Here is a 19,319-nt window from a genome sequence, read left to right as displayed (position 1 = left end):
GGTTACGGTCCGAAAATGACCAACTACCGATCACGCCTGGTCGCGGTCCTCTTCGCGCTCCTGGCCACGTTGACCGCCGGGGTCACCACCGCTTCCGCGGCTTCCCCGGCCGTCGTCGCGCAGAACGCCTGCGGGAACCTGTCGGGCTTTTCGCACACGACGCTCCCGGCGCTGCCGGCCGAAGCGACGACGACGTACAACCTGATCCGGACGAACGGGCCGTTCCCCTACCCGAAGAACGACGGCGTCGTCTTCGACAACCGGGAAGGCATCCTCCCGGCCTGCGCGTCGGGCTACTACCACGAGTACACGGTGCCGACGCCCGGCTCGAGCACCCGCGGCACGCGCCGCATCGTGACCGGCAGCGCCGGCGAGTACTTCTACACCGGCGACCACTACGCCACCTTCAAGGTCATCGACGTCGGCGGCGGCACGACGCACGCGTGCGGCGACCTGTCGGGCCTGGCGAAGATCGGCTACTCGCAGCTGTCGGCGGCCGCGAAGACCGTCGTGGACAACGTCCGCAGCGGCGCGGCCACCGGCACCACCTACGAAAACCGCGAAGGCGTGCTCCCGGCCTGCGCGTCCGGCTACTACAAGCTCTTCGCCGCCGGGACGAACGACCGCGTGATCTCCGGCAAGGCGGGCGAGCTGGCCTACACCCCCGACCGCTACGCCACCTTCAAGCGGATCGACCTGAATTCCTGATCCCGTGCAACGCGCCGCGCCCCTTCGTCCGTGAGGTACACCGGAAGACGGACGAGGAGGCGCGATGCGGACGGCGGAAGACGCGGACTTCCGGGAGTTCGCCCGGGCGCGGGCACTGGTGCTGCGACGGACGGCGTACCTGCTGTGCGGCGACTGGCACCTGGCCGAGGACCTCGTCCAGAACGCACTGGTCAAGCTGTACCGGGTCTGGCCGAAGATCATCCGGCGGGGGCCCGTCGACCACTACGCCCGGCAGGTCCTGCTGCGTTGCTGGCTCGACGAGTCCCGGCGGCCGTGGCGGCGTCGCGAACGCCGTGACGGTGTTGTGCCGGACGTGCCGTCCCCCGAGTCCGTGACCGGTATTTCGGGGCCGCTCCTGCGCGCACTCGCCGAAGTCCCGCCGAAGCAGCGCGCCGCCGTCGTCCTCCGCTACTGCGCCGACCTGCCGGCCGCGGAGGTCGCGGAGGTGCTGCGCTGCTCGGAAGGGACCGTCCGGAGCCAGGCCGCCCGCGGGCTCGAGACCCTCCGGGGCGTGCTCGAGCACAGCGCGGAGAGGAGTGCGTGATGACCGATCTCGAAACCCGCCTGCGCGAGCTGGACCTCCCGGAACCGCCGCTGGGGTTCGACACGGACGAGGTCGCCGACCGGGCGGCGCGGCAGGCCCGGAAACGCGGGGCGGGGATCGTCGTCGCGGTGCTGGCCGTGGCCGTCGCGGTGGTGCTGTCCACCGTTGCGGGCCCGGAGCCGGTGCGGCCCGCCGCGACGCCCGCGACGCCGCCGCCGGTCGCCGAGCAGTCCCGGGTCCGCCTCGCGCTCAGCGAAGCCGTCGTGCGGGCGCTGCCCGGTGTCCACGACCTGGTCCTGGGCCGGTCGGCGGCCGACAGCGTCGGGCCGGACCGGATGAGCGTCACGGCCGAATTCGTCGACGTGACCGGCCGGCCCGGCAACTTCCAGCTGACGGTGCGCGGGCCGCGGGCCGCCCACCAGGTCGTCCCGGCCGACCGGCTCTGCACCACGGCCGGCTCGGCGCCGCAGTGCGTGCGGCTCCCGCAGCCCGGCGGCGGCGTCCTCGTGCTCTCCGAACTCGTCTACCAGGACCAAACCGGCGAACCCGTGCGCGAGGGCAGCAACGGATTCCTGTACCGCCCCGACGGCTCGACGGTGATCGTGACCGGCGGGCCCGGCTACCCCCTGACCCAGGAGCAGCTCACGAAGGTGATCACCGATCCGGCCTTCGTGCTGCCCTAGGAACGCCGGCGCCGGGCGTGGTCCAGGGGGACACGCCCGGCGCCGGTGGCGTTCACCGCTTCGGCGCCGGATGAGGGCAGACTGGTCCCAGCGACAGGGGATTGGAGTTGCCGTGTACCGGGTTTTCGAGGCGCTCGACGAGCTCGTCACCATCGTCGAGGAGGCGCGGGGCGTCCCCATGACGGCCAGCTGCGTCGTGCCCCGGGGAGACGTGCTCGAACTTCTCGACGACGTCCGCGACGCACTGCCCGCGGAGATCGACGACGCCCAGGACGTCCTCGACAAGCGCGACGACCTGATCCACGCCGCCCGCAAGGAGGCGGGGGACACGGTCGCCGGCGCGAACGCCGAGGCCGAGGGCACGATCGCCGAGGCGACGGACGAGGCCGAGCGCATCCTCGCCGACGCCCGCGCCCGCGCGGAGCAGATGCTCGCCGACGCGCACGACCAGGCCGATCGCACGGTGGCGGCGGGCCAGGCCGAGTACCAGAACCTCACCGACCGCTCCCGGGCCGAGTCCGAGCGCATGGTCCAGGCCGGCCGCGACGCCTACGACCGCGCCATCGAGGACGGCCGGGCCGAGCAGGCCCGCCTGGTCGCCCAGACGGAAGTGGTCCAGGCGGCGCACGCGGAGTCGGCCCGCATCGTCGACGAAGCCCACGCCGAGGCCGACCGCCAGCGTGCGGACTGCGACGCCTACGTGGACGGGAAGCTGGCGGAGTTCTCGGAGCTGCTGGCGACCACGCTGCGGACGGTCGATTCGGGCCGCAACCACCTGCGCTCGCCGGCGAACCTGCCCAGCTCGGGCGGGCGGCCGACGCTGTACGACTACCAGGTGTGACGAGTCTCTCGGCGACTGGGTGAGCCGCTTCGCCGGGCTCGCTCCGGTTCCGGCTTCCGGCGACCCCGGGCCTTCGCGGGAGGGGGATCGACGGGCTGTCCACAGCCGGGCCGGGTTGTGGACAACGAGTCCCTGAGCTGCGGCTTCGCGGTTTATTGTCGGGCAGCCTCGATAGGCTGGACGCGGGGTGGCCCCCAGGGAGGGCGGGCTCTGCTTGGTGACGGGTGGCCCGCTCGCCGCGGCTCCTGCGGCCTCGCTCATCCGCCCTGGTACGCCCTCCGGGCCTCACTCCGCCCCGCACACCGTCCCAGCGCAAAAGAGCCGGCACAGCGTGCGTACCCTGGACAGGATGTCCGAGAACAAGACCCCCCAGCTCGACGGCCGCAGCCCGTGGGTGATCGACACCCGTGAGCTCGGCCGTCACGCCGGCCTCAGCCGCGCGATCAAGCGCAGCGTGCCGGTGGAGACGCCGCTCGGCGTCCCCGATGTCATCACCATCGAGGCCGGCTCCGCGCTGGAACTCGACCTGCTGCTCGAGTCCGTCGTCGAAGGCGTCCTCGTCAGCGGGACCGCGCACGCCACCGCGAAGGGCACCTGCGCCCGCTGCCTCGACCCGCTGACCGAGGAGATCGAGGTCGAGGTCCAGGAGCTGTTCGCCTACCCGGGGTCGGTCACCGAGGAGACCACCGACGAGGACGAGATCCCCCGGCTGATCGACGACCGGATCGACCTCGAACCCACCGTGCGCGACGCCATTGTGCTGGCCCTGCCGCTGGCGCCGCTGTGCACCGAAGACTGCGCCGGGCTCTGCATCGAATGCGGCGTCAAGTGGGCCGATCTCGAGCCCGGACACGGGCATGAGAAGATAGACCCTCGGTGGGCCGCACTCGTGGAGCGATTCGACGAGAACGCGGGCGAAAAGCCTGCGCAAGGGTCCAGCTGAACAAGGGCAAGCCTGACGAGCGTCCAGCTCGATCCGGTGAGAAAGTTCGCTCGCACCGCGAGCAGACCGTCATAAGGAGATCTACTCGTGGCCGTCCCGAAGCGGAAGATGTCGCGATCCAACACGCGCTCCCGCCGCAGCCAGTGGAAGGCGGCTCCGGTGCAGCTGGTGCCCTGCTCCAACCGCGCCTGCAAGCAGCCGAAGCTCCAGCACATCGCGTGCCCGTCGTGCGGCCAGCACAACGGCCGCCAGGTCGTCGAGCCCGCCTGATCGGCTAGCCGATATGGGGGGCAAGACGCCCAGGGGACCCGCAGCCGATCCGGCGCCGTTGCTCGAAGCGCTCGGGGTCGCTCTCGACCCCGAGCTGCTCCGGCTGTCGCTGACCCACCGTTCGTACGCGTACGAAAACGGGGGGCTGCCGCCGAACGAGCGGCTGGAGTTCCTCGGTGATGCCGTGCTCAGCCTCGTCGTCACCGATCACCTGTACAACACGCATCCCGACCTGCCCGAGGGTCAGCTCGCGAAGCTCCGCGCCAGCGTCGTCAACATGCACGCCCTGGCGCGGGTGGCGCGCGGGCTCGGCGACGGCGGGCTCGGGGCGCACCTGTTGCTCGGCAAGGGCGAAGAGCTCACCGGCGGCCGGGACAAGGCGAGCATCCTCGCCGACGGGCTGGAGGCGGTGATCGGTGCCGCGTACATCGAGCACGGCATCGAGATCGCGCGCAAGCTCGTGCACCACCTCTTCGACGGCCTGCTCGCCGAAGCGCCGCTGCGCGGGGCCGGGCTCGACTGGAAGACGAGCCTGCAGGAGCTGACCGCGTCGTCCGGTCTCGGCGTGCCCGAGTACAAGGTCGAGGACACCGGGCCGGACCACCGCAAGGAGTTCACGGCCACGGTGCTGATCGCCGGCCGTCCCCTCGGTCACGGCACCGGGTCGACGAAGAAGGAAGCCGAGCAGAAGGCCGCCGAGACGGCCTGGCGTTCGCTGTCCGCCGAACTCGAAGCCCAGAAGCAGGCCGCCGAACCGGAGTCCTGATCAGCGGGAACCCCCGTTGACGATGCCGCCTGCCGCTCAGTAGCGTGATGATCATCCGCCGCGCTGGTCCCACTGAGAGGTTTGGCGGATGCGTCTGTTCTTCGTTCCCCTGCTCGCGGCCGCCCTCGTCGTCGTGCCCGGCCCTTCGGCCTCGGCCGCGCAGATCCGCGTCACCTCGCTCGCGGCGCTGCAGTCCGCCATGGACAAGGCGAGCCCCGGCGACACGATCGCGCTGGCCGACGGGAGCTACTCCGCGGGCTCGGCGCTGTTGATCAAACGGTCCGGCACCGCCTCGGCGCCCGTGACGATCGCCGCCGAGCACACCGGCCAGGCCACCATCACCGGCTCGAAGACGTTCGCCTTCGCGAGCGGCGTCTCGAACGTCGTGCTGCGGGGGTTCAAGTTCCGGGGCGGCGCTTCGCTGACCGTCCCCGCCGGCGCGTCGGGCAACCGCCTGACCCGCAACGACTTCCAGCTCACGAGCGACGGCAACTGGGTGACGGTCAGCGGCGACGACACCGTCGTCGACCGCAACGTCTTCCAGAACCGCACCAGCCAGGGCGTGTTCCTGCAGGTCCTCGGGCCCGCCAGTGCGATGGCGCAGCACGTCCACGTGCACCACAACCACTTCTTCAACCACCAGTTCGCGGGTTCGAACGGCGGTGAGTCGATCCGGCTGGGGCTGAGCAACCACCAGTCGTACTCCGCGCACGCGCTGATCGAGAACAACCTCTTCGAGAAGGCCGACGGCGACAGCGAGGCGATCTCCGTCAAGTCGTCCGACAACGTGGTGCGGTACAACACGATCCGCGACAGCTTGGGCTACATCGTGCTGCGCCACGGCAACCGCAGCACCGTCGAGGGCAACGTGCTCTTCGGCTCGGGCATCCGGTTCCACGGCAACGACCACAAGATCGTGAACAACTACGTGGCGAACTCCGGCGACCGCGCGATCGTCTTCGGTTCCGGCGACGAGGCCGACAGCGGCCCGGCCAGCAAGCTGCACGACCGGCCCGACCGCGTGACGGTCGCGTACAACACGGTGCTGGGCAGTTCGTCGGTGATCGACGGCGACGGCGGGGACTTCAAGCCGAAGGACTGCGTGGTCGCGGACAACATCGTCAAGGGCACCTCGGGGACGCTGGTGACGCTGCCCAGCGGGTCGGCGGTCAAGTACGAGGGCAACATCACCTTCGGCGGCACGGCGGGGATCCCGTCGCGGAACGTCGATCCCCGGCTGGTCAAGGGCGCCGCCGGGCTCTACCGGCTGTCCTCGGCGAGCCCGGCGATCAACACGGGTGCCGGGTCCTACCCGTACGCGGGGAAGGACTTCGACCTGCAGGCCCGCTCGGGCACCTTCGACGTCGGCGCGGACGAGTACTTCGCCTCCGGCACCACCCGGGTTCCGCTGGCGAAGGCGGACGTCGGACCCACCGCGCCCTGAGTGCCCTTTCGAAAACTGTCGTACCCGCCGGGCACAATGGCGGCATGCCCGAACTCCCCGAGGTCGAAGTGGTCCGCCTGGGCCTGCAGGCGCACGTCGCCGGGCGGACCATCCGCGAGGCGGAGGTCCTGCACCCGCGCGCCATCCGCCGGCACGCCATGGGCGCGGCGGACTTCGCCCAGCGGCTCACCGGCACCCGCGTCGAGGCGGCGCGGCGCCGCGGCAAGTACCTGTGGCTGGAGCTGTCCGACAAGGAGGCGCTGCTGGCCCACCTCGGCATGAGCGGGCAGATGCTCGTCCAGCCCGAGGGCGCGCCGGACGAGAAGCACCTGCGGGTGCGGCTGCGCTTCGAGGACGACGGGCCGGAGCTGCGCTTCGTCGACCAGCGGACCTTCGGCGGCCTGGCGCTGGACGACCTCAGCGACATCGGGAGCGAGGTCCTGCTCCCGGACACGATCGCGCACATCGCGCGCGACCCGATGGACCCGGAGTTCGACCTCGACGCGGCCGTGCGCGCGCTGCGGTCGCGGCGCACCGAGGTCAAGCGGGCGCTGCTCGACCAGACGCTGGTGTCGGGCATCGGCAACATCTACGCGGACGAGGCGTTGTGGCGGGCGCGGCTGCACTGGTCGAAACCGACCGGCAAGCTGACCATGGCGAAGGGCCGCGAGCTGCTCTCGGCGGCGTCGGACGTGATGAACGCGGCGCTGGGCGCGGGCGGCACGTCGTTCGACGCGCTGTACGTGAACGTCAACGGGCAGTCGGGCTACTTCGACCGGTCGCTCGACGCGTACGGCCAGGAAGGGATGCCGTGCCACCGGTGCGGCACGGCGATCCGGCGGGAACCGTTCATGAACCGTTCGTCGTTCTCGTGTCCCCGGTGCCAGCCCCGGCCGAGGGCGAACTCGGGTTGATAATGGGTGGCCGCCTTTCAGCTAGGATGAATACGCCTGGTAGCTGAGGGAGTGCATCGTGGTCAAGGAGCCCGGAAAGTCGACGCTGGCCGACAAGATCGACCGGCTGTTCCACGTGGTCCGCAGGCCCGATCGGGAGCCGTACAGCAACGAAGAGGTCGCCAAGGCGTGCCGCGAGGCCACCGGCGAAAGCTTCTCGACGACGTACCTGTGGCAGCTGCGCACCGGCCGCCGCGACAACCCGACCAAGCGGCACCTCGAAGCACTGGCGCAGTTCTTCGGAGTTCCGCCGGCGTACTTCTTCGACGACGAGCAAAGCCGCAAGATCGCCGAAGAACTGGCCCTGCTGGGCGCACTGCGCGACGCCGGAGTCCGCGACCTGGCGTTGCGCGCGGTGACGTTGTCGTCGGACGGGCTGGACACGATCAGCGACATGATCGACGCGATCGCCCGGAGGGAGGCGGGTCGCGGCGGCCCGAAGAAAGAGAGCTGAGGGTGGCGGGGGTGGATCGGCTTGTGGCCTCGCCGCAGGGGATCCCGGCGGCCCGATAGCGTAGGCGGCACCGTTTCCGCCGGTTTCGGTCCGGGCGCGTAACTTCACCGGTTCCGCCGCGTTGAACCCGCCGAAGCCGTTCCGCCGCGGCGTCGTGAGGGAGGCCTGACAGTGGCGCGACCATGCTTGCGGCGGCGACCGGCCCGGTCACTCTGGAAGCGGGCCCGCGAGGTCGCCGATGCCGTCAGCCTGCCGGAACCGTTCGACGCCGAAGACTTCGTCGCGCGGCTGGCCGCCGAGCGCGGCCGTCCCATCGAGCTGATGCCGGTCAGCGCGCCCGAAGGCGCGCCGTGCGGGTTGCTGATGAGCACCGAACGGGCCGACTACATCCTCTACCCGACCAACACGACCGCCCTGCACCGGCGGCACATCCTGCTGCACGAGGTCGGGCACCTGCTGTGCGGCCACGTCGGCGGGGACGCCGGCGCCGACGGCGTGGCCATCGACGCCGCGGCGGGACGGCAGCTCATGCCGAACCTCTCGCCCGAGCTGGTCCGGCGCGTGCTCGGCCGCACCACCTACTCGGAGGTCGAAGAGCGCGAAGCCGAACTCGTCGCGAGCCTGCTCGCGCAGCGCGTCGTCCGGCCCGCGGAGCCGCGCGAACCCGCGCCCGGCGTCCCGGAGGGCGTGCGGCGCTTCGACTCCGTGTTCGGCGGACGGTCCCGCCGTCGTACGCCGTGACCGAAACCCTCGCCTACTACCTCTGCGTGGCGGGCTTCGCCGGGTTCGGGTACAAGCTGATCGAGGCGCGCCGCAGCCAGCCGGTGCGCACGATGTGGTTCCTCGCCGGGTTCGGCATCTGCATCGCCGCCGGCATCATCGTGCTGACACCGGCGATGTCCGCCCTCGCCGGCCCGGGCCCGGTGGCCGAGTGGGTCCTGAGCCTGGCCGGCGACGAGCTGAAGCTGGGCGCGATCGGGTTCGCCGTCGCCTTCACGCAGTCGGTGTGGCGCGGCGAAGGGGCCCGGCTCGCACCGCACGCGTGGTGCACCGGCGCGACGATGGTGCTGCTCGCGGTGTCCTTCGCGCTCTCGCAGCCGCGGCGCGTCGGCGACGACACGGTGTTCTCCGCTGCCGGCCTGCCGTTCGCGGTGGCCGACAAGGTGGTGTTCCTGCTCTACAGCCTGGTCAGCCTCGGCCTGCTGCTCGCGGTGTTCGTCCGCAGCGCGTGGCACGCGGAGCCGGGCCCGCTGCGCGCCGGGCTGTGGCTGCTGGTCGCCGGCGTGGGCTCGGCGTCCGCGTGGACGTTCTGGGACGTCGACGACGTCATCCAGCTCGCGCGGACGGCTCGGATCGGCGCCCGCGAGGACCTGCCGTCGTCGGTGCTGGCCGCGGCGACGGTCGGGTTCGTCGCGGCCGGGGCGACGTTGAGCGCGTGGTCGCCGGCGGTGTCGTCGGTGATCGGCCGCGTCCGCGCGTACCGCGCCTACCGCCGCATCGAGCCGCTGTGGACGGCGCTGCGCACGGCGGTGCCGGGCATCGCCCTCGACCCGGGCCGCGAACTGGCGGGCGGCGCCGAGTTCGCGTTGTACCGCCGGGTCATCGAAATCCGCGACGGCCACTTGGCCCTGCGAGCCCACTTCGACCCGGACCTCCCGGCCCGCGCCGAGGCGGCGGCCCGCCGCGCGGGAGTCCGCGAAGCCGAGGTGGCGGCCACGGTGGAAGCGGTCACCCTGGCGGCGGCGATCGAGGCGGGCCGCGCGGGACGACGTTTCGACCAGGCCCCCGACCCCGCCCCCGAACCGGACGCGGACGCGGACGTGGCGGCCGAGGCGGCCTGGCTGATCCAGGTGAGCCGAGCCTGGCGCCACCGCGACGCAGTGGCGGAGCGGGTCGAGGCGGCCACGCCCGGCTGAGCCCCAAGCGCCCCAATGTGGCGTTCGGTGCGTTGGACGCGCCCAATGTGGCGTTCGGTGCGTTGGACGCACCCAATGTGGCGTTCGGTGCGTTGGACGCACCCAATGTGGCGTTCGGTGCGTTGAGCGCACCGAATGTGGCGTTCGGTGCTCCATCCATGCCCCCGCCGCCGCCCTCAACGGAGGCGCTTCGCGCCGCAGTGTCGATTCAACGCACCCAACGCCACATTGGGGCGCGTGCGGCGACCTGAGGATCAGCGCGGGTAGCGGGCCCCGTTCACCGTCACCCGGAGCGTGTACAGCGAACTCGAAGCCGTGATGAACAGCTCGTTCCCGCGTGCTCCGCCGAACGTGAAGTTCGAGCAGATCTCCGGCATCCGCAGCTTGCCGATGCGCGTTCCGTCCGTGGCGAAGCAGTGCAGGCCGTCGTGGGCGGCCGCCCACACCTGGTTTTCGCTGTCCACGCGGACTCCGTCGAAGCCGCCGCTGTCGCTCGTCGCGAAGATGTCGCCGCCCGTCAGCTTGCCGTTCTCACCCACCTCGAACACGCGGAGGTGGCTGGGGTCCTGGCGCGTGTCGGCGATGTACAGCCGGGATTCGTCCGCCGAAAACGCCAGCCCGTTCGGCCGGGAAAAGTCGTCGGCGGCGATCGTCACCGAGCCGTCCGGTGCGACGCGGTACACGTGGCACGCGCCGATCTCGCTCTCCGCCCGGTAGCCCTCGTAGTCGCTGTCGATGCCGTAACTCGGGTCGGTGAACCAGATCGACCCGTCCGAGTGCTCGACGACGTCGTTCGGGCTGTTCAGCCTTTTGCCCCGGTACTCCGACGCCAGCACCGTGATCGACCCGTCGGGCTCGGTGCGCGTCACGCGGCGGAGGCCCTGCTCGCAGCTGATCAGCCGTCCCCGGCGGTCCACCGTGTGCCCGTTGGCGTAGTTCGACGGCTGCCGGAACACACCGACCTGCCCGGTCGTCTCGTCCCAGCGCAGCGTGCGGTCGTTCGGGATGTCGCTGAACACCAGGTAGCGGCCGGCCGGGAAGTACGCCGGTCCTTCCGTCCAGCGGCAGCCGGTGTGCAGGCGCTGCATCCACTCGTCGCCGTTGACGCGCTTGAACCGCTCGTCGAGGACCTCGAAGTCCGTCTTGACCGGATCCATCTCTCACCCCTTGTCGAATCCTGCTGTGGAATTCTGCTGTGGAATTCTGCGGAGATCATGGACCACCGAACCTGATCCACGCCGCCCTCGGCAAGGCCGGCGGGCCCTCCGCCGTGCGCACTACTGTGCATTGCGTGGTACCTTTCCAAGCGTAAGACTGGAGGGGTGCAGTGGAGATCAGTCAGCTGCTCAAGGGCGTGCTCGACCTCGCCGTCCTCGCGGTGCTCCGCGAAGAGGACGGCTACGGGTACGACGTCCTGAGAAGACTCCGGGCCGCCGGCCTGGACGAGGTGGGGGACGCGTCGGTGTACGGGACGTTGCGCAGGCTGTACAAGGCCGGCCTGCTGACCTCGTACGTGGTGCCCAGCGAAGAAGGGCCCCACCGCAAGTACTACAGCCTGAACGAGCCGGGCCGGGTGCGCCTCGCGGAGTCGGGCAAGACCTGGCAGAGCTTCGCATCGACGATGAACGTGCTTTTGGGAGAGGCAGCATGAGCGACAAGCCGACCGCCGTGCGGGTGTACCTGGCGCGGGTCCGCACCGCGCTCGCCGACCTGCCCGCGAGCGAGGTCGAGGAAATCCTCGAGGACGTCCGCCCGCACCTGGCGGAACTGGAAGCCGAGCTGGGGCAGGGTGCCCGCGTCGAGGCCCTGATCGAACGGCTCGGCTCGCCCGAGAGCTACGCCGCCGAGCTGCGCGCGTCGGGCGGGTACCCGGCGGCCGGGGAAGGCGCCACCCAGGTGCTCGCCCGCACCGCCCCCAGCCTGGTGAAACCGCGGATCGCGTTGTGGGGCCTCGTGTTCTCCGCGCTGGGGTTCGCGCTGCTCGCGTTCGGTGCCGCCGTCACCGTCGACCCCGACGTCCTCATCGGCCTGCTGCTGTTCGCGCCGGTGTTCCTCGTCAGCCTGGTGCTGCTGCTGCGCGGCGGGGTCGAGCCGGTGCTGGCCCTGCCGGAAGTGGCGTGGCTGCGCGCCACGATGGCCAAGGGGCGCGAGCAGGAGGACACCGGCAAGGTCCTGCGCTACCTCGGTTCGCTCAAGCCGGCGTGGTGGGTGCTGTGCGCCGTCGCGCTGGTCGCGTTCGGGCTGCTGTTCATGCTGCGGCACCGGGACGCGGTGCTGCTGCTGCCGTTCCTGATCCTCGCGGCCGTCGCGGCCCTTTGGGCGGGGCCGCGGGTGCGCGCCGACCGGCGGCTGCTGTGGGTGGCCGTGCCGATCTCGGCGTTCGTCATCGGCGGCGCGCTGGGCGGCTTCGGTGCCGCGGTCGACCTCTTCTCACGCGGGAGCTCCTACTCGAACCCGTCCTCGTACTACCCGTCTTCGGCCGACCGCTACGGCAACGACCAGCTGACCTACGGCGGCCGCGATGTCGAAAACGTCTACGCCTTCGACGCCGAGGGCAAGCCGCTGACCGAGGTCTACCTCTACGACGAAGAGGGCAGGCCGATCACGATGACCCGCTACGGCTGCGAGCGCTCGAGCGGCAGCCGGCAGAAGATCGGCGAGGACAACCGGTTCCCCCGGCCGAAGATCGAGGAGGGCGTGGTCGACGACCAGGGCAACTACAACGGCTACAACGGCTACCGCGGCGCCTGCCGCGAGCTCGCGGGCGTGCCGTTCAGTGCCGCGATCCCCAAGGTGACGGTGCCGTCCGCCACGCCGTCGCCCACGACCACCACCCCGCCGCCGGCCTCGGCGACACCGACCAGGTAGGGGGACGGGAGCGGTCGGGGCCGCTCCCGATGCGGCGAAGGCCGCCTCCGGGACTCCCGGGGGCGGCCTTCGATCTTCCGGTGCCGGTCAGTGGCCGAACGCGCTGCGCGCCGCCAGGTCGGCCAGCAGCGCGCGGCCCTTTTCGGCGTTGCGCGGCTGGGACAGGACGTCGTAGCGGCGGGCCACCAGCTGGCTCTGCGAGATGAACCCGCGCTTGTTCCGGTTCACCGCGTAGCCCAGTGCGCCGAACAGCAGGTTGAACCCGAGCCCGGCGACCAGGCCGATCACGATCGGGACCAGGCCGGCGCCCGGGTTGAGCAGGCTGAGCATGAGGCCGAGGAACAGGCCGAACAGCGCACCGGACGTCGCCGCGCTGCCGAGGACCTTGCCCCACGTCATCCGGCCCGCCACCCGCTCGACGAGCAGCGGCTCCACGCCCACGATCGTGACGTCGGTGACGGGGAAGTCCGCGCCCGCGAGGTGGTCGACCGCCCGCTGTGCCTGCTCGTAGGACTCGTACGAACCGATCGGCCAGCCGGTGGGCAGGGTCGGCAGCTGGGGCCGGGCCTGCTGCTGTCCGATCGTGGTCTGCTGCGTGAATGCTGTGGTCATCGATCTCACCTCTCTTGCCCGGTTCAACGTGCGAGTGCCCCGGTTTCCTCCCGATCGAGCGGATTCACAGACTCTTCTCAGCCGGGCAACCCGGACAATCCGGCCGTCACCCCAAAGGTTCAAAATAATACCTTTTCGGGAGTTGACCCAGCCTAAGTCACCGGGTAGGAAGAACCCGCAAAGGATTCAGATCAAACCTTTGGGGCGACGATGGCACGCAGGCGAGGCATGCTCACGCTCGACGAACTCCGGGCGCGCGTGGACGCGGGCACGATCGACACGGTGCTCGTCGCGCTCACCGACATGCAGGGCAGGCTGCAGGGCAAGCGCTGCTCGGCGGAGTACTTCCTGGACGAGGTCGTCGGCCACGCCACGGAGGCCTGCAACTACCTGCTCGCCGTCGACGTCGACATGAACACCGTCGGCGGGTACGCCCTTTCCTCGTGGGACAGCGGGTACGGCGACTTTGTGCTGCGCCCCGACCTCGAGACGCTGCGGGAGATCCCCTGGCACGAGGGCACCGCGCTGGTGCTGGCCGACGTCGAGCGCGTGCAGGGCGGTCCGGTCGCGGTGTCGCCGCGCCAGGTCCTGCGCCGCCAGCTCGACCGGCTCGCCGAGCGGGGGCTCGCCGCCTTCGTCGGCACCGAACTCGAGTTCATCGTCTTCGACGACACCTACGAAGCCGCCTGGGACAAGCGCTACCACGGCCTCAAGCCCGCCAACCAGTACAACGTCGACTACTCGATGCTCGGCACCGCGCGGCTGGAGCCGCTGCTGCGCCGCATCCGCAACGACATGGCCGGTGCCGGGCTCTACCCGGAGTCCGTCAAGGGCGAGTGCAACCCGGGCCAGCAGGAGATCGCCTTCCGCTACACGGACGCGCTGAGCACCTGCGACAACCACAGCGTCTACAAGAACGGCGCCAAGGAGATCGCCGCGCAGGAGGGCAAGAGCCTCACCTTCATGGCGAAGTACAACGAGCGCGAAGGCAACTCCTGCCACATCCACATCAGCTTGCGCTCGGCCGAGGGCCGCGCCGTGCTGGCCGGGGACGGCGAGCACGGCTTCTCGAAGCTGATGGAGCACTTCCTCGCCGGCCAGCTCGCCGCGCTGCACGAGCTGACGTACTTCCTCGCGCCGAACGTCAACTCCTACAAGCGGTTCGTGCCCGGCAGCTTCGCGCCGACCGCGATCGCCTGGGGCACCGACAACCGCACCTGCGCCCTGCGCGTCGTCGGGCACGGCGAGTCGCTGCGCGTCGAGAACCGGGTGCCGGGCGGGGACGTCAACCCGTACCTCGCCGTCGCCGCGCTCATCGCCGCCGGGCTCCATGGCATCGAGAACGAGCTGGAGCTCGAAGAGCCCTTCACCGGCAACGCCTACGACTCCGGCCGGAACACCGTGCCGACCACGCTGCCCGAGGCCGCCGCGGCCCTGGCCGGCAGCGACCTGGCCCGCGCGGCCTTCGGCGACGACGTCGTCGACCACTACCTGAACGCGGCGAAGATCGAAATCGACGCCTACAACGCCGCCGTCACCGACTGGGAGCTCGTCCGTGGCTTCGAACGGCTCTGACGACCGGCCCGTCATCGGCCTCACCGCCTACCTGGAACCCGCGAAGTTCCTGGTCTGGGAAACCGAAGCCGTGCTGCTGCACCGGGTCTACGTCGACTGCGTCGTCGCGGCGGGCGGCGTCCCGGTGCTGCTGCCGCCGGTGTCGGCTGCGTACGACCGGCTGGTGTCCACTGTGGACGGGCTGGTGCTCACCGGCGGCGCCGACGTCGAGCCGGAACGCTACGGCCACGAGCCGCACCCGGCCACCTACGTCCGGCCGGAGCGCGACGCCTTCGAGTTCGGCCTGTTCGCGGCCGCGCGCAAGGCGGGCAAACCGGTGCTCGGTGTGTGCCGCGGCCTGCAGGTGATCAGCGTCGCCCTCGGTGGCACCCTGGCCCAGCACCTGCCCGAAAGCGCGGGCACCACCGAGCACCAGCCCGCGCCGGCGACGTTCGGCCGGGGCACGGTCACCCTGGCCGAGGGCAGCAGAGCGGCGGCGATCCTGGGCTCGGAAACCAAGACCCTGTGCTACCACCACCAGGCGATCGACCGGCTCGGCGCCGGCCTGGAGGCCGTCGGGTGGGCCGCCGACGGCACGATCGAGGCCGCGGAGGTGCCCGGCGAGTTCACGCTGGGCGTCCAGTGGCACCCCGAGCAGGACACCGACGACGTCCGGCTGTTCCAGGCTCTCGTCGAAGCGAGCAAGGAGAACCGATGACCACCAGTTTCGACGTCCTGAACCCGGCCACCGAGGAGGTGGTGCGGACGGTCCCGCTGACGAGCGCCGAAGAGACCGACGCGGCGATCGCCCGCGCCCACGCGGCGTTCCCGGCCTGGCGCGACGTCACCCCCGGCGACCGCGCGCGGCTGCTGCGCCGCTTCGCCGACGCCGTCGAGGCCGACATCGAGCACCTCGCGCGGCTGGAGGTCGAGAACTCCGGGCACACCATCGGCAACGCCCGCTGGGAGGCGGGCAACGTCCGCGACGTCCTCAACTACTACTCGGCGGCCCCGGAACGCCTGATCGGCCAGCAGATCCCGGTGCCGGGCGGCATCAACGTCACCTTCCAGGAACCCCTGGGCGTGGTGGGCGTGATCGTGCCGTGGAACTTCCCGATGCCGATCGCCGGCTGGGGGTTCGCGCCCGCGCTCGCCGCCGGGAACACCGTTGTCCTCAAGCCCGCCGAGCTGACGCCGCTGACGGCCGTCCGGCTGGCCGAACTGGCCCGCGAAGCCGGTATCCCGGAGGACGTCTTCCAGGTGCTGCCCGGCAAGGGGTCCGTGGTCGGGCAGCGGTTCGTCGACCACCCGGCCGTGCGGAAGGTCGTGTTCACCGGCTCCACCGAGGTCGGCAAGCAGATCATGGCGGGCTGCGCGGCGCAGGTGAAGCGCGTGACGCTGGAGCTCGGCGGCAAGAACGCCAACATCGTCTTCGCCGACTCCGACCTGGAGAAGGCCGCGGCGACCGCGCCCTACGGCGTCTTCGACAACGCCGGCCAGGACTGCTGCGCCCGGTCGCTCATCCTGGTGCAGACGAGCGCGTACGACCGGTTCATGGAGCTGCTCGAGCCCGCGGTGCACGGCGTCGTCGTCGGCGACCCCGCCGACGAGAAGACCGAGATGGGTCCGCTCATTTCGGCCGCGCACCGGGAGAAGGTCGCTTCCTACGTGCCCGGCGACGCGCCGGTCGCGTTCCGCGGCACCGCGCCCACCGGCCGCGGCTTCTGGTTCCCGCCGACCGTCCTCACCCCGCCGGACCTGCACCACCCGGTCGCGGCGGAGGAAGTCTTCGGCCCGGTCGTCGCCGTCGTGCCGTTCGCGGAGGAGGCCGACGCGATCCGGATGGCCAACACGACCGAGTACGGCCTGTCCGGGTCGATCTGGACCCGCGACGCCGGCCGCGCGTTCCGGGTCGCGCGCGGCGTCGAAGCCGGCAACCTCTCGGTCAACTCGCACTCGTCGGTGCGCTACTGGACGCCGTTCGGCGGCTTCAAGCAGTCCGGCCTCGGCCGCGAGCTCGGCCCGGACGCCGCGGCGGCGTTCACCGAAACCAAGAACGTCTTTCTGAGCACGGAGGAGTAATGGTCCAGCGTTTCGAAGGCCGCGTCGCGGTCATCACCGGCGGGGCGAGCGGCATCGGCCTCGCCTCGGCCCGCCGCCTGGCGAGCGAAGGTGCGAAGGTCGTCATCGCGGACCTCACCCCCGCCGAGGGCAAGGCGGCCGCCGACGAGATCGGCGGCGCGTTCATCCAGACCGACGTCACCGACGCCGAGCAGGTCGAGAACCTGTTCCACAGCACGGTGGAGCAGTTCGGCTCGGTCGACGTCGCCTTCAACAACGCCGGCATCTCGCCGCCCGAGGACGACTCCATCCTCACCACCGGCATCGAGGCGTGGGACCGCGTGCAGCGGGTCAACCTGACGTCGGTGTACCACTGCTGCAAGGCCGTCCTGCCGCACATGCAGCGCCAGGGCAAGGGGTCGATCATCAACACGGCGTCGTTCGTGGCGGTGATGGGCGCGGCGACCTCGCAGATCTCCTACACCGCGTCCAAGGGCGGCGTGCTGGCGATGAGCCGCGAGCTCGGCGTGCAGTTCGCGCGGGAGAACATCCGCGTCAACGCGCTGTGCCCGGGGCCGGTCAACACCCCGCTGCTCAAGGAGCTGTTCGCGAAGGACCCGGAACGCGCGGCGCGGCGCCTGGTGCACGTGCCGGTCGGCCGGTTCGCCGAGCCGGAGGAGATCGCGGGCGCGGTCGCCTTCCTGGCCAGCGACGACGCCAGCTTCATCACGGCGTCGCAGTTCCTGGTCGACGGCGGCATCTCCGGCGCGTACGTCACCCCGATCTAACGCTTGGTCGGTTTCTTGACGCCGTAGACCTCCCGCAGGTAGCTCCAGGCGGCGTTGAGTTTCTTGCGCTCCTCGGACACCAGCTTTTCCCGGCGGCGCAGCACGCGCACGGCGATTTCGGAGGCCAGGAAGGCGCCGGCGGCGAAGGTCAGCACGCCGACGATCAGGGTCAGGGCGATGATGGTGGTCGTCATGTGACCAGCGTCGGAGCGCCGTGGGCGGTTTGTCCCTGCGCAAAGCTAGCGGGTTTCGTTAGTTTTGTGAGGTGACGCACTGGCGCGCCGACGAGTGGGCGGAAGCGGTCCGGGCCGGCATCCGCGCGCGGGGGCTCTCCCTCGACGAGGCCGCGCGGCGCATCGGCGTTCCGACGTCGACGCTGCGCAGCTGGATCGAGCACCGGCACGCGCCGAAGGTGACCGTCTTCGACCACTGGGCCGAGCTCGCCGAGGTCACCGGGCTCGGGGAGGCCGAGCTCCTGCGCGTCGCCGGGGTGTTGCCCGATTCGCTGGCTTCGCCGGTCCACGTGGCGCAGGCGGCGAAGGCCCTGCGGGAAGGCATCGACCAGGCCGCGCAGTTCTTGCGGCAGGCCACGGCGCTCGTCTACTCCTCGCCGGGTACGCAGGTGGCGAACGCGATCGCGGCGTCGCCGATCGACTGGGAGATGCGGATCCGGTCGGCCACTCGCGGCGACGAGGTCCGCGTCACCTACCACCACTACGTCGGGATCGTGCCGCCGCGGGACTTCCCGTACTCCGACGCCGAGGTCCGGCGGGTGCTCGAGCACGACGTCCTCGGCGAGCTGTGGCGGCCGCTCGGGCTGTACTGGCGGGTCGCGGAGGTGCACGACTGGCACGAGCCGCCCCGGCTGGTGATCCAGGTGCCCGAGCAGGAGGCGACGCGGCCGCCCGCGCCGTCGCCGGTCGTCGCCGCGCCGCCGGTGGTCGTGCTGTCGCCGATCTGGGGCTACGGCGAGCTGCTGGCGTCGCTGGTCGCGGACGGGCTCGGGTTCGGCAACGTCGACTTCCGCTACTTCGGCCTCCCCGACACGATGGCCGACCGGGTCGGGATCACCGCCCGCGAGCTGGCCGAGCCCGCGCCGCGGCTGGTGCACTCGGTACCGCCGATCATGCTGCTGCACGGCCTCGCCGTGCCCGACCTGACCGGACGGCTCCCGGTTGTGGTCCGGTACGGGCCGAGGATGCGGGCACGGGCGGCCCGGATCTACCGGTCGGCGCTGCTCGAAGCGGGTTTCGCCGATCCCCTCGACGCAGCGCGGGCGATCGAGGAGGCCATCTCGGTCCCGCCGTGCTGCGCGTACTTCGAGGTGACGCTCGCCGACGAGGACATCTTCGACGGCGACCGGCCGTCGCTGGACCGGCTCAACGACTCGGTGGCGTGGCACGCCGAGCAGATCGTCGAGCAGGTCCTTTTGGGCGCGGGCCTCCCGCCGGTGCCGCTCGGCGGCCCGTTGAAACGCCTGGTCCTGCCCTCGGGCCGGGTCCGCCGCCCGCCGGCGCTGGCCGGCCGGGTGGTCCGCCGGGTCGCCGGAGGTCGCGAATGACTCATTCGGGACCTTCCGTGGGCGCTCGTCGAGGCGGGGTCGAGGGTCACTGTGGCGTTGGTCGGGTGATGTAGACGATGGTCGGCGGCGCCGGGTACCGTAACCGCCACAACTGCAGATCGGGCCGTAGAGCCGAGGCGGGAGAGCCCTCACGAAGTCGGTGGGGCACCGAAGGAGCAAACTCCCCGGAATCTCTCAGGTACCTGCTACCGCTTCGCGCGAGGCCACTCTGGAAAGCAGGCGCACCCGCGCCTCACCCAAGGTGAAAGCCGTGTCGCCCACGGTGAAACTCTCAGGTGCCATGACAGAGGGGGAGTTCCCAGCGCACCGTT

The 19,319-nt window shown here is 71.1% G+C and carries 22 protein-coding genes and 1 riboswitch; of the genes, 19 read left to right on the top strand and 3 right to left on the bottom strand.

Annotated elements, in window-relative coordinates; genetic code table 11:
* Positions 1–15: 15 nt before the first annotated feature.
* The 12 genes from Q5425_RS43575 (at position 16) to Q5425_RS43520 (ending at position 9,543) form a co-directional block, all read left to right on the top strand.
* Positions 16–708, top strand: coding sequence for a ribonuclease domain-containing protein (locus tag Q5425_RS43575; RefSeq protein ID WP_308678313.1), 693 nt, complete (start codon positions 16–18; stop codon positions 706–708).
* A 64-nt stretch (positions 709–772) separates the two neighbouring features.
* Positions 773–1,273: a SigE family RNA polymerase sigma factor gene (locus tag Q5425_RS43570; protein ID WP_308678312.1), complete on the top strand. Its 501-nt coding sequence runs from the start codon at positions 773–775 to the stop codon at positions 1,271–1,273.
* Positions 1,273–1,956 carry a hypothetical protein gene (locus Q5425_RS43565; RefSeq protein ID WP_308678311.1) on the top strand — a complete coding sequence of 228 codons (684 nt, stop codon included), beginning with the start codon at positions 1,273–1,275 and terminating at the stop codon, positions 1,954–1,956. Before Q5425_RS43570 ends, Q5425_RS43565 begins: the two co-directional genes overlap by 1 nt.
* A gap of 112 nt (positions 1,957–2,068) precedes the next feature.
* Positions 2,069–2,797: a DivIVA domain-containing protein gene (locus Q5425_RS43560; protein WP_308678310.1), complete on the top strand. Its 729-nt coding sequence runs from the start codon at positions 2,069–2,071 to the stop codon at positions 2,795–2,797.
* A gap of 349 nt (positions 2,798–3,146) precedes the next feature.
* Positions 3,147–3,740, top strand: coding sequence for a YceD family protein (locus Q5425_RS43555; RefSeq protein ID WP_308678309.1), 594 nt, complete (start codon positions 3,147–3,149; stop codon positions 3,738–3,740).
* A gap of 87 nt (positions 3,741–3,827) precedes the next feature.
* On the top strand, positions 3,828–4,010 hold the full coding sequence (gene rpmF / locus Q5425_RS43550; RefSeq protein ID WP_013223689.1) for a 50S ribosomal protein L32: 183 nt from the start codon (positions 3,828–3,830) through the stop codon (positions 4,008–4,010).
* A gap of 13 nt (positions 4,011–4,023) precedes the next feature.
* The gene (gene rnc / locus Q5425_RS43545; protein ID WP_308678308.1) at positions 4,024–4,776 is read left to right on the top strand and encodes a ribonuclease III; all 753 of its coding nucleotides are present in this window, start codon (positions 4,024–4,026) and stop codon (positions 4,774–4,776) included.
* Positions 4,777–4,864: 88 nt separating this feature from the next.
* Entirely contained in the window at positions 4,865–6,220 is a 1,356-nt protein-coding gene (locus Q5425_RS43540) for a polysaccharide lyase 6 family protein (protein ID WP_308678307.1), read from the top strand.
* Between the two features lie 44 nt (positions 6,221–6,264).
* Entirely contained in the window at positions 6,265–7,134 is an 870-nt protein-coding gene (gene mutM / locus Q5425_RS43535) for a bifunctional DNA-formamidopyrimidine glycosylase/DNA-(apurinic or apyrimidinic site) lyase (RefSeq protein WP_308678306.1), read from the top strand.
* Between the two features lie 58 nt (positions 7,135–7,192).
* Complete coding sequence (locus Q5425_RS43530; protein ID WP_013223693.1) at positions 7,193–7,627, top strand: helix-turn-helix domain-containing protein; 435 nt, start codon at positions 7,193–7,195, stop codon at positions 7,625–7,627.
* Positions 7,628–7,798: 171 nt separating this feature from the next.
* Positions 7,799–8,368: a hypothetical protein gene (locus Q5425_RS43525; RefSeq protein WP_308678305.1), complete on the top strand. Its 570-nt coding sequence runs from the start codon at positions 7,799–7,801 to the stop codon at positions 8,366–8,368.
* Entirely contained in the window at positions 8,365–9,543 is a 1,179-nt protein-coding gene (locus tag Q5425_RS43520) for an MAB_1171c family putative transporter (protein WP_308678304.1), read from the top strand. Before Q5425_RS43525 ends, Q5425_RS43520 begins: the two co-directional genes overlap by 4 nt.
* A gap of 254 nt (positions 9,544–9,797) precedes the next feature.
* Here the strand turns inward: Q5425_RS43520 and Q5425_RS43515 are convergent, their stop codons facing one another.
* A complete protein-coding gene (locus Q5425_RS43515) occupies positions 9,798–10,700 on the bottom strand; it encodes an SMP-30/gluconolactonase/LRE family protein (RefSeq protein WP_308678303.1) in 903 nt (300 codons plus the stop codon).
* 170 nt (positions 10,701–10,870) lie between these two features.
* Between Q5425_RS43515 and Q5425_RS43510 the strand changes: the two genes are divergently transcribed.
* Together Q5425_RS43510 and Q5425_RS43505 are read left to right on the top strand one after the other, a co-directional pair.
* A complete protein-coding gene (locus Q5425_RS43510; protein ID WP_308678302.1) occupies positions 10,871–11,194 on the top strand; it encodes a PadR family transcriptional regulator in 324 nt (107 codons plus the stop codon).
* The gene (locus Q5425_RS43505; protein WP_308678301.1) at positions 11,191–12,411 is read left to right on the top strand and encodes an HAAS signaling domain-containing protein; all 1,221 of its coding nucleotides are present in this window, start codon (positions 11,191–11,193) and stop codon (positions 12,409–12,411) included. Before Q5425_RS43510 ends, Q5425_RS43505 begins: the two co-directional genes overlap by 4 nt.
* 87 nt (positions 12,412–12,498) lie before the next feature.
* On the opposite strand, the gene Q5425_RS43500 is transcribed toward Q5425_RS43505, so the two are convergent.
* Positions 12,499–13,023 carry a general stress protein gene (locus Q5425_RS43500; RefSeq protein ID WP_308678300.1) on the bottom strand — a complete coding sequence of 175 codons (525 nt, stop codon included), beginning with the start codon at positions 13,021–13,023 and terminating at the stop codon, positions 12,499–12,501.
* Positions 13,024–13,233: 210 nt separating this feature from the next.
* Here Q5425_RS43500 and Q5425_RS43495 point away from each other — a divergent pair, with 210 nt between their 5' ends.
* Genes Q5425_RS43495 through Q5425_RS43480 form a run of 4 tightly spaced genes read left to right on the top strand, consistent with a single transcriptional unit; the run spans position 13,234 to position 17,426 of the window.
* A complete protein-coding gene (locus tag Q5425_RS43495) occupies positions 13,234–14,598 on the top strand; it encodes a glutamine synthetase family protein (RefSeq protein WP_396135371.1) in 1,365 nt (454 codons plus the stop codon).
* The gene (locus Q5425_RS43490) at positions 14,579–15,295 is read left to right on the top strand and encodes a gamma-glutamyl-gamma-aminobutyrate hydrolase family protein (RefSeq protein ID WP_308678299.1); all 717 of its coding nucleotides are present in this window, start codon (positions 14,579–14,581) and stop codon (positions 15,293–15,295) included. The genes Q5425_RS43495 and Q5425_RS43490 overlap by 20 nt, the downstream gene beginning before the upstream one ends.
* Entirely contained in the window at positions 15,292–16,659 is a 1,368-nt protein-coding gene (locus Q5425_RS43485; RefSeq protein ID WP_308678298.1) for an aldehyde dehydrogenase family protein, read from the top strand. The genes Q5425_RS43490 and Q5425_RS43485 overlap by 4 nt, the downstream gene beginning before the upstream one ends.
* On the top strand, positions 16,659–17,426 hold the full coding sequence (locus Q5425_RS43480; RefSeq protein ID WP_308678297.1) for a 3-oxoacyl-ACP reductase: 768 nt from the start codon (positions 16,659–16,661) through the stop codon (positions 17,424–17,426). Before Q5425_RS43485 ends, Q5425_RS43480 begins: the two co-directional genes overlap by 1 nt.
* On the opposite strand, the gene Q5425_RS43475 is transcribed toward Q5425_RS43480, so the two are convergent.
* Complete coding sequence (locus Q5425_RS43475) at positions 17,423–17,620, bottom strand: hypothetical protein (RefSeq protein WP_285989107.1); 198 nt, start codon at positions 17,618–17,620, stop codon at positions 17,423–17,425. The genes Q5425_RS43480 and Q5425_RS43475 overlap by 4 nt on opposite strands.
* A gap of 71 nt (positions 17,621–17,691) precedes the next feature.
* Between Q5425_RS43475 and Q5425_RS43470 the strand changes: the two genes are divergently transcribed.
* On the top strand, positions 17,692–18,987 hold the full coding sequence (locus Q5425_RS43470; RefSeq protein ID WP_308678296.1) for a helix-turn-helix transcriptional regulator: 1,296 nt from the start codon (positions 17,692–17,694) through the stop codon (positions 18,985–18,987).
* Between the two features lie 219 nt (positions 18,988–19,206).
* A riboswitch (glycine riboswitch) is annotated at positions 19,207–19,305 on the top strand.
* The last annotated feature ends 14 nt before the right edge of the window (positions 19,306–19,319 follow it).

Origin of the sequence: Amycolatopsis sp. A133 (assembly GCF_031082405.1) — a bacterium.
Lineage (GTDB): Bacteria > Actinomycetota > Actinomycetes > Mycobacteriales > Pseudonocardiaceae > Amycolatopsis.
This window is presented reverse-complemented; position numbering and strand designations above follow the sequence as displayed.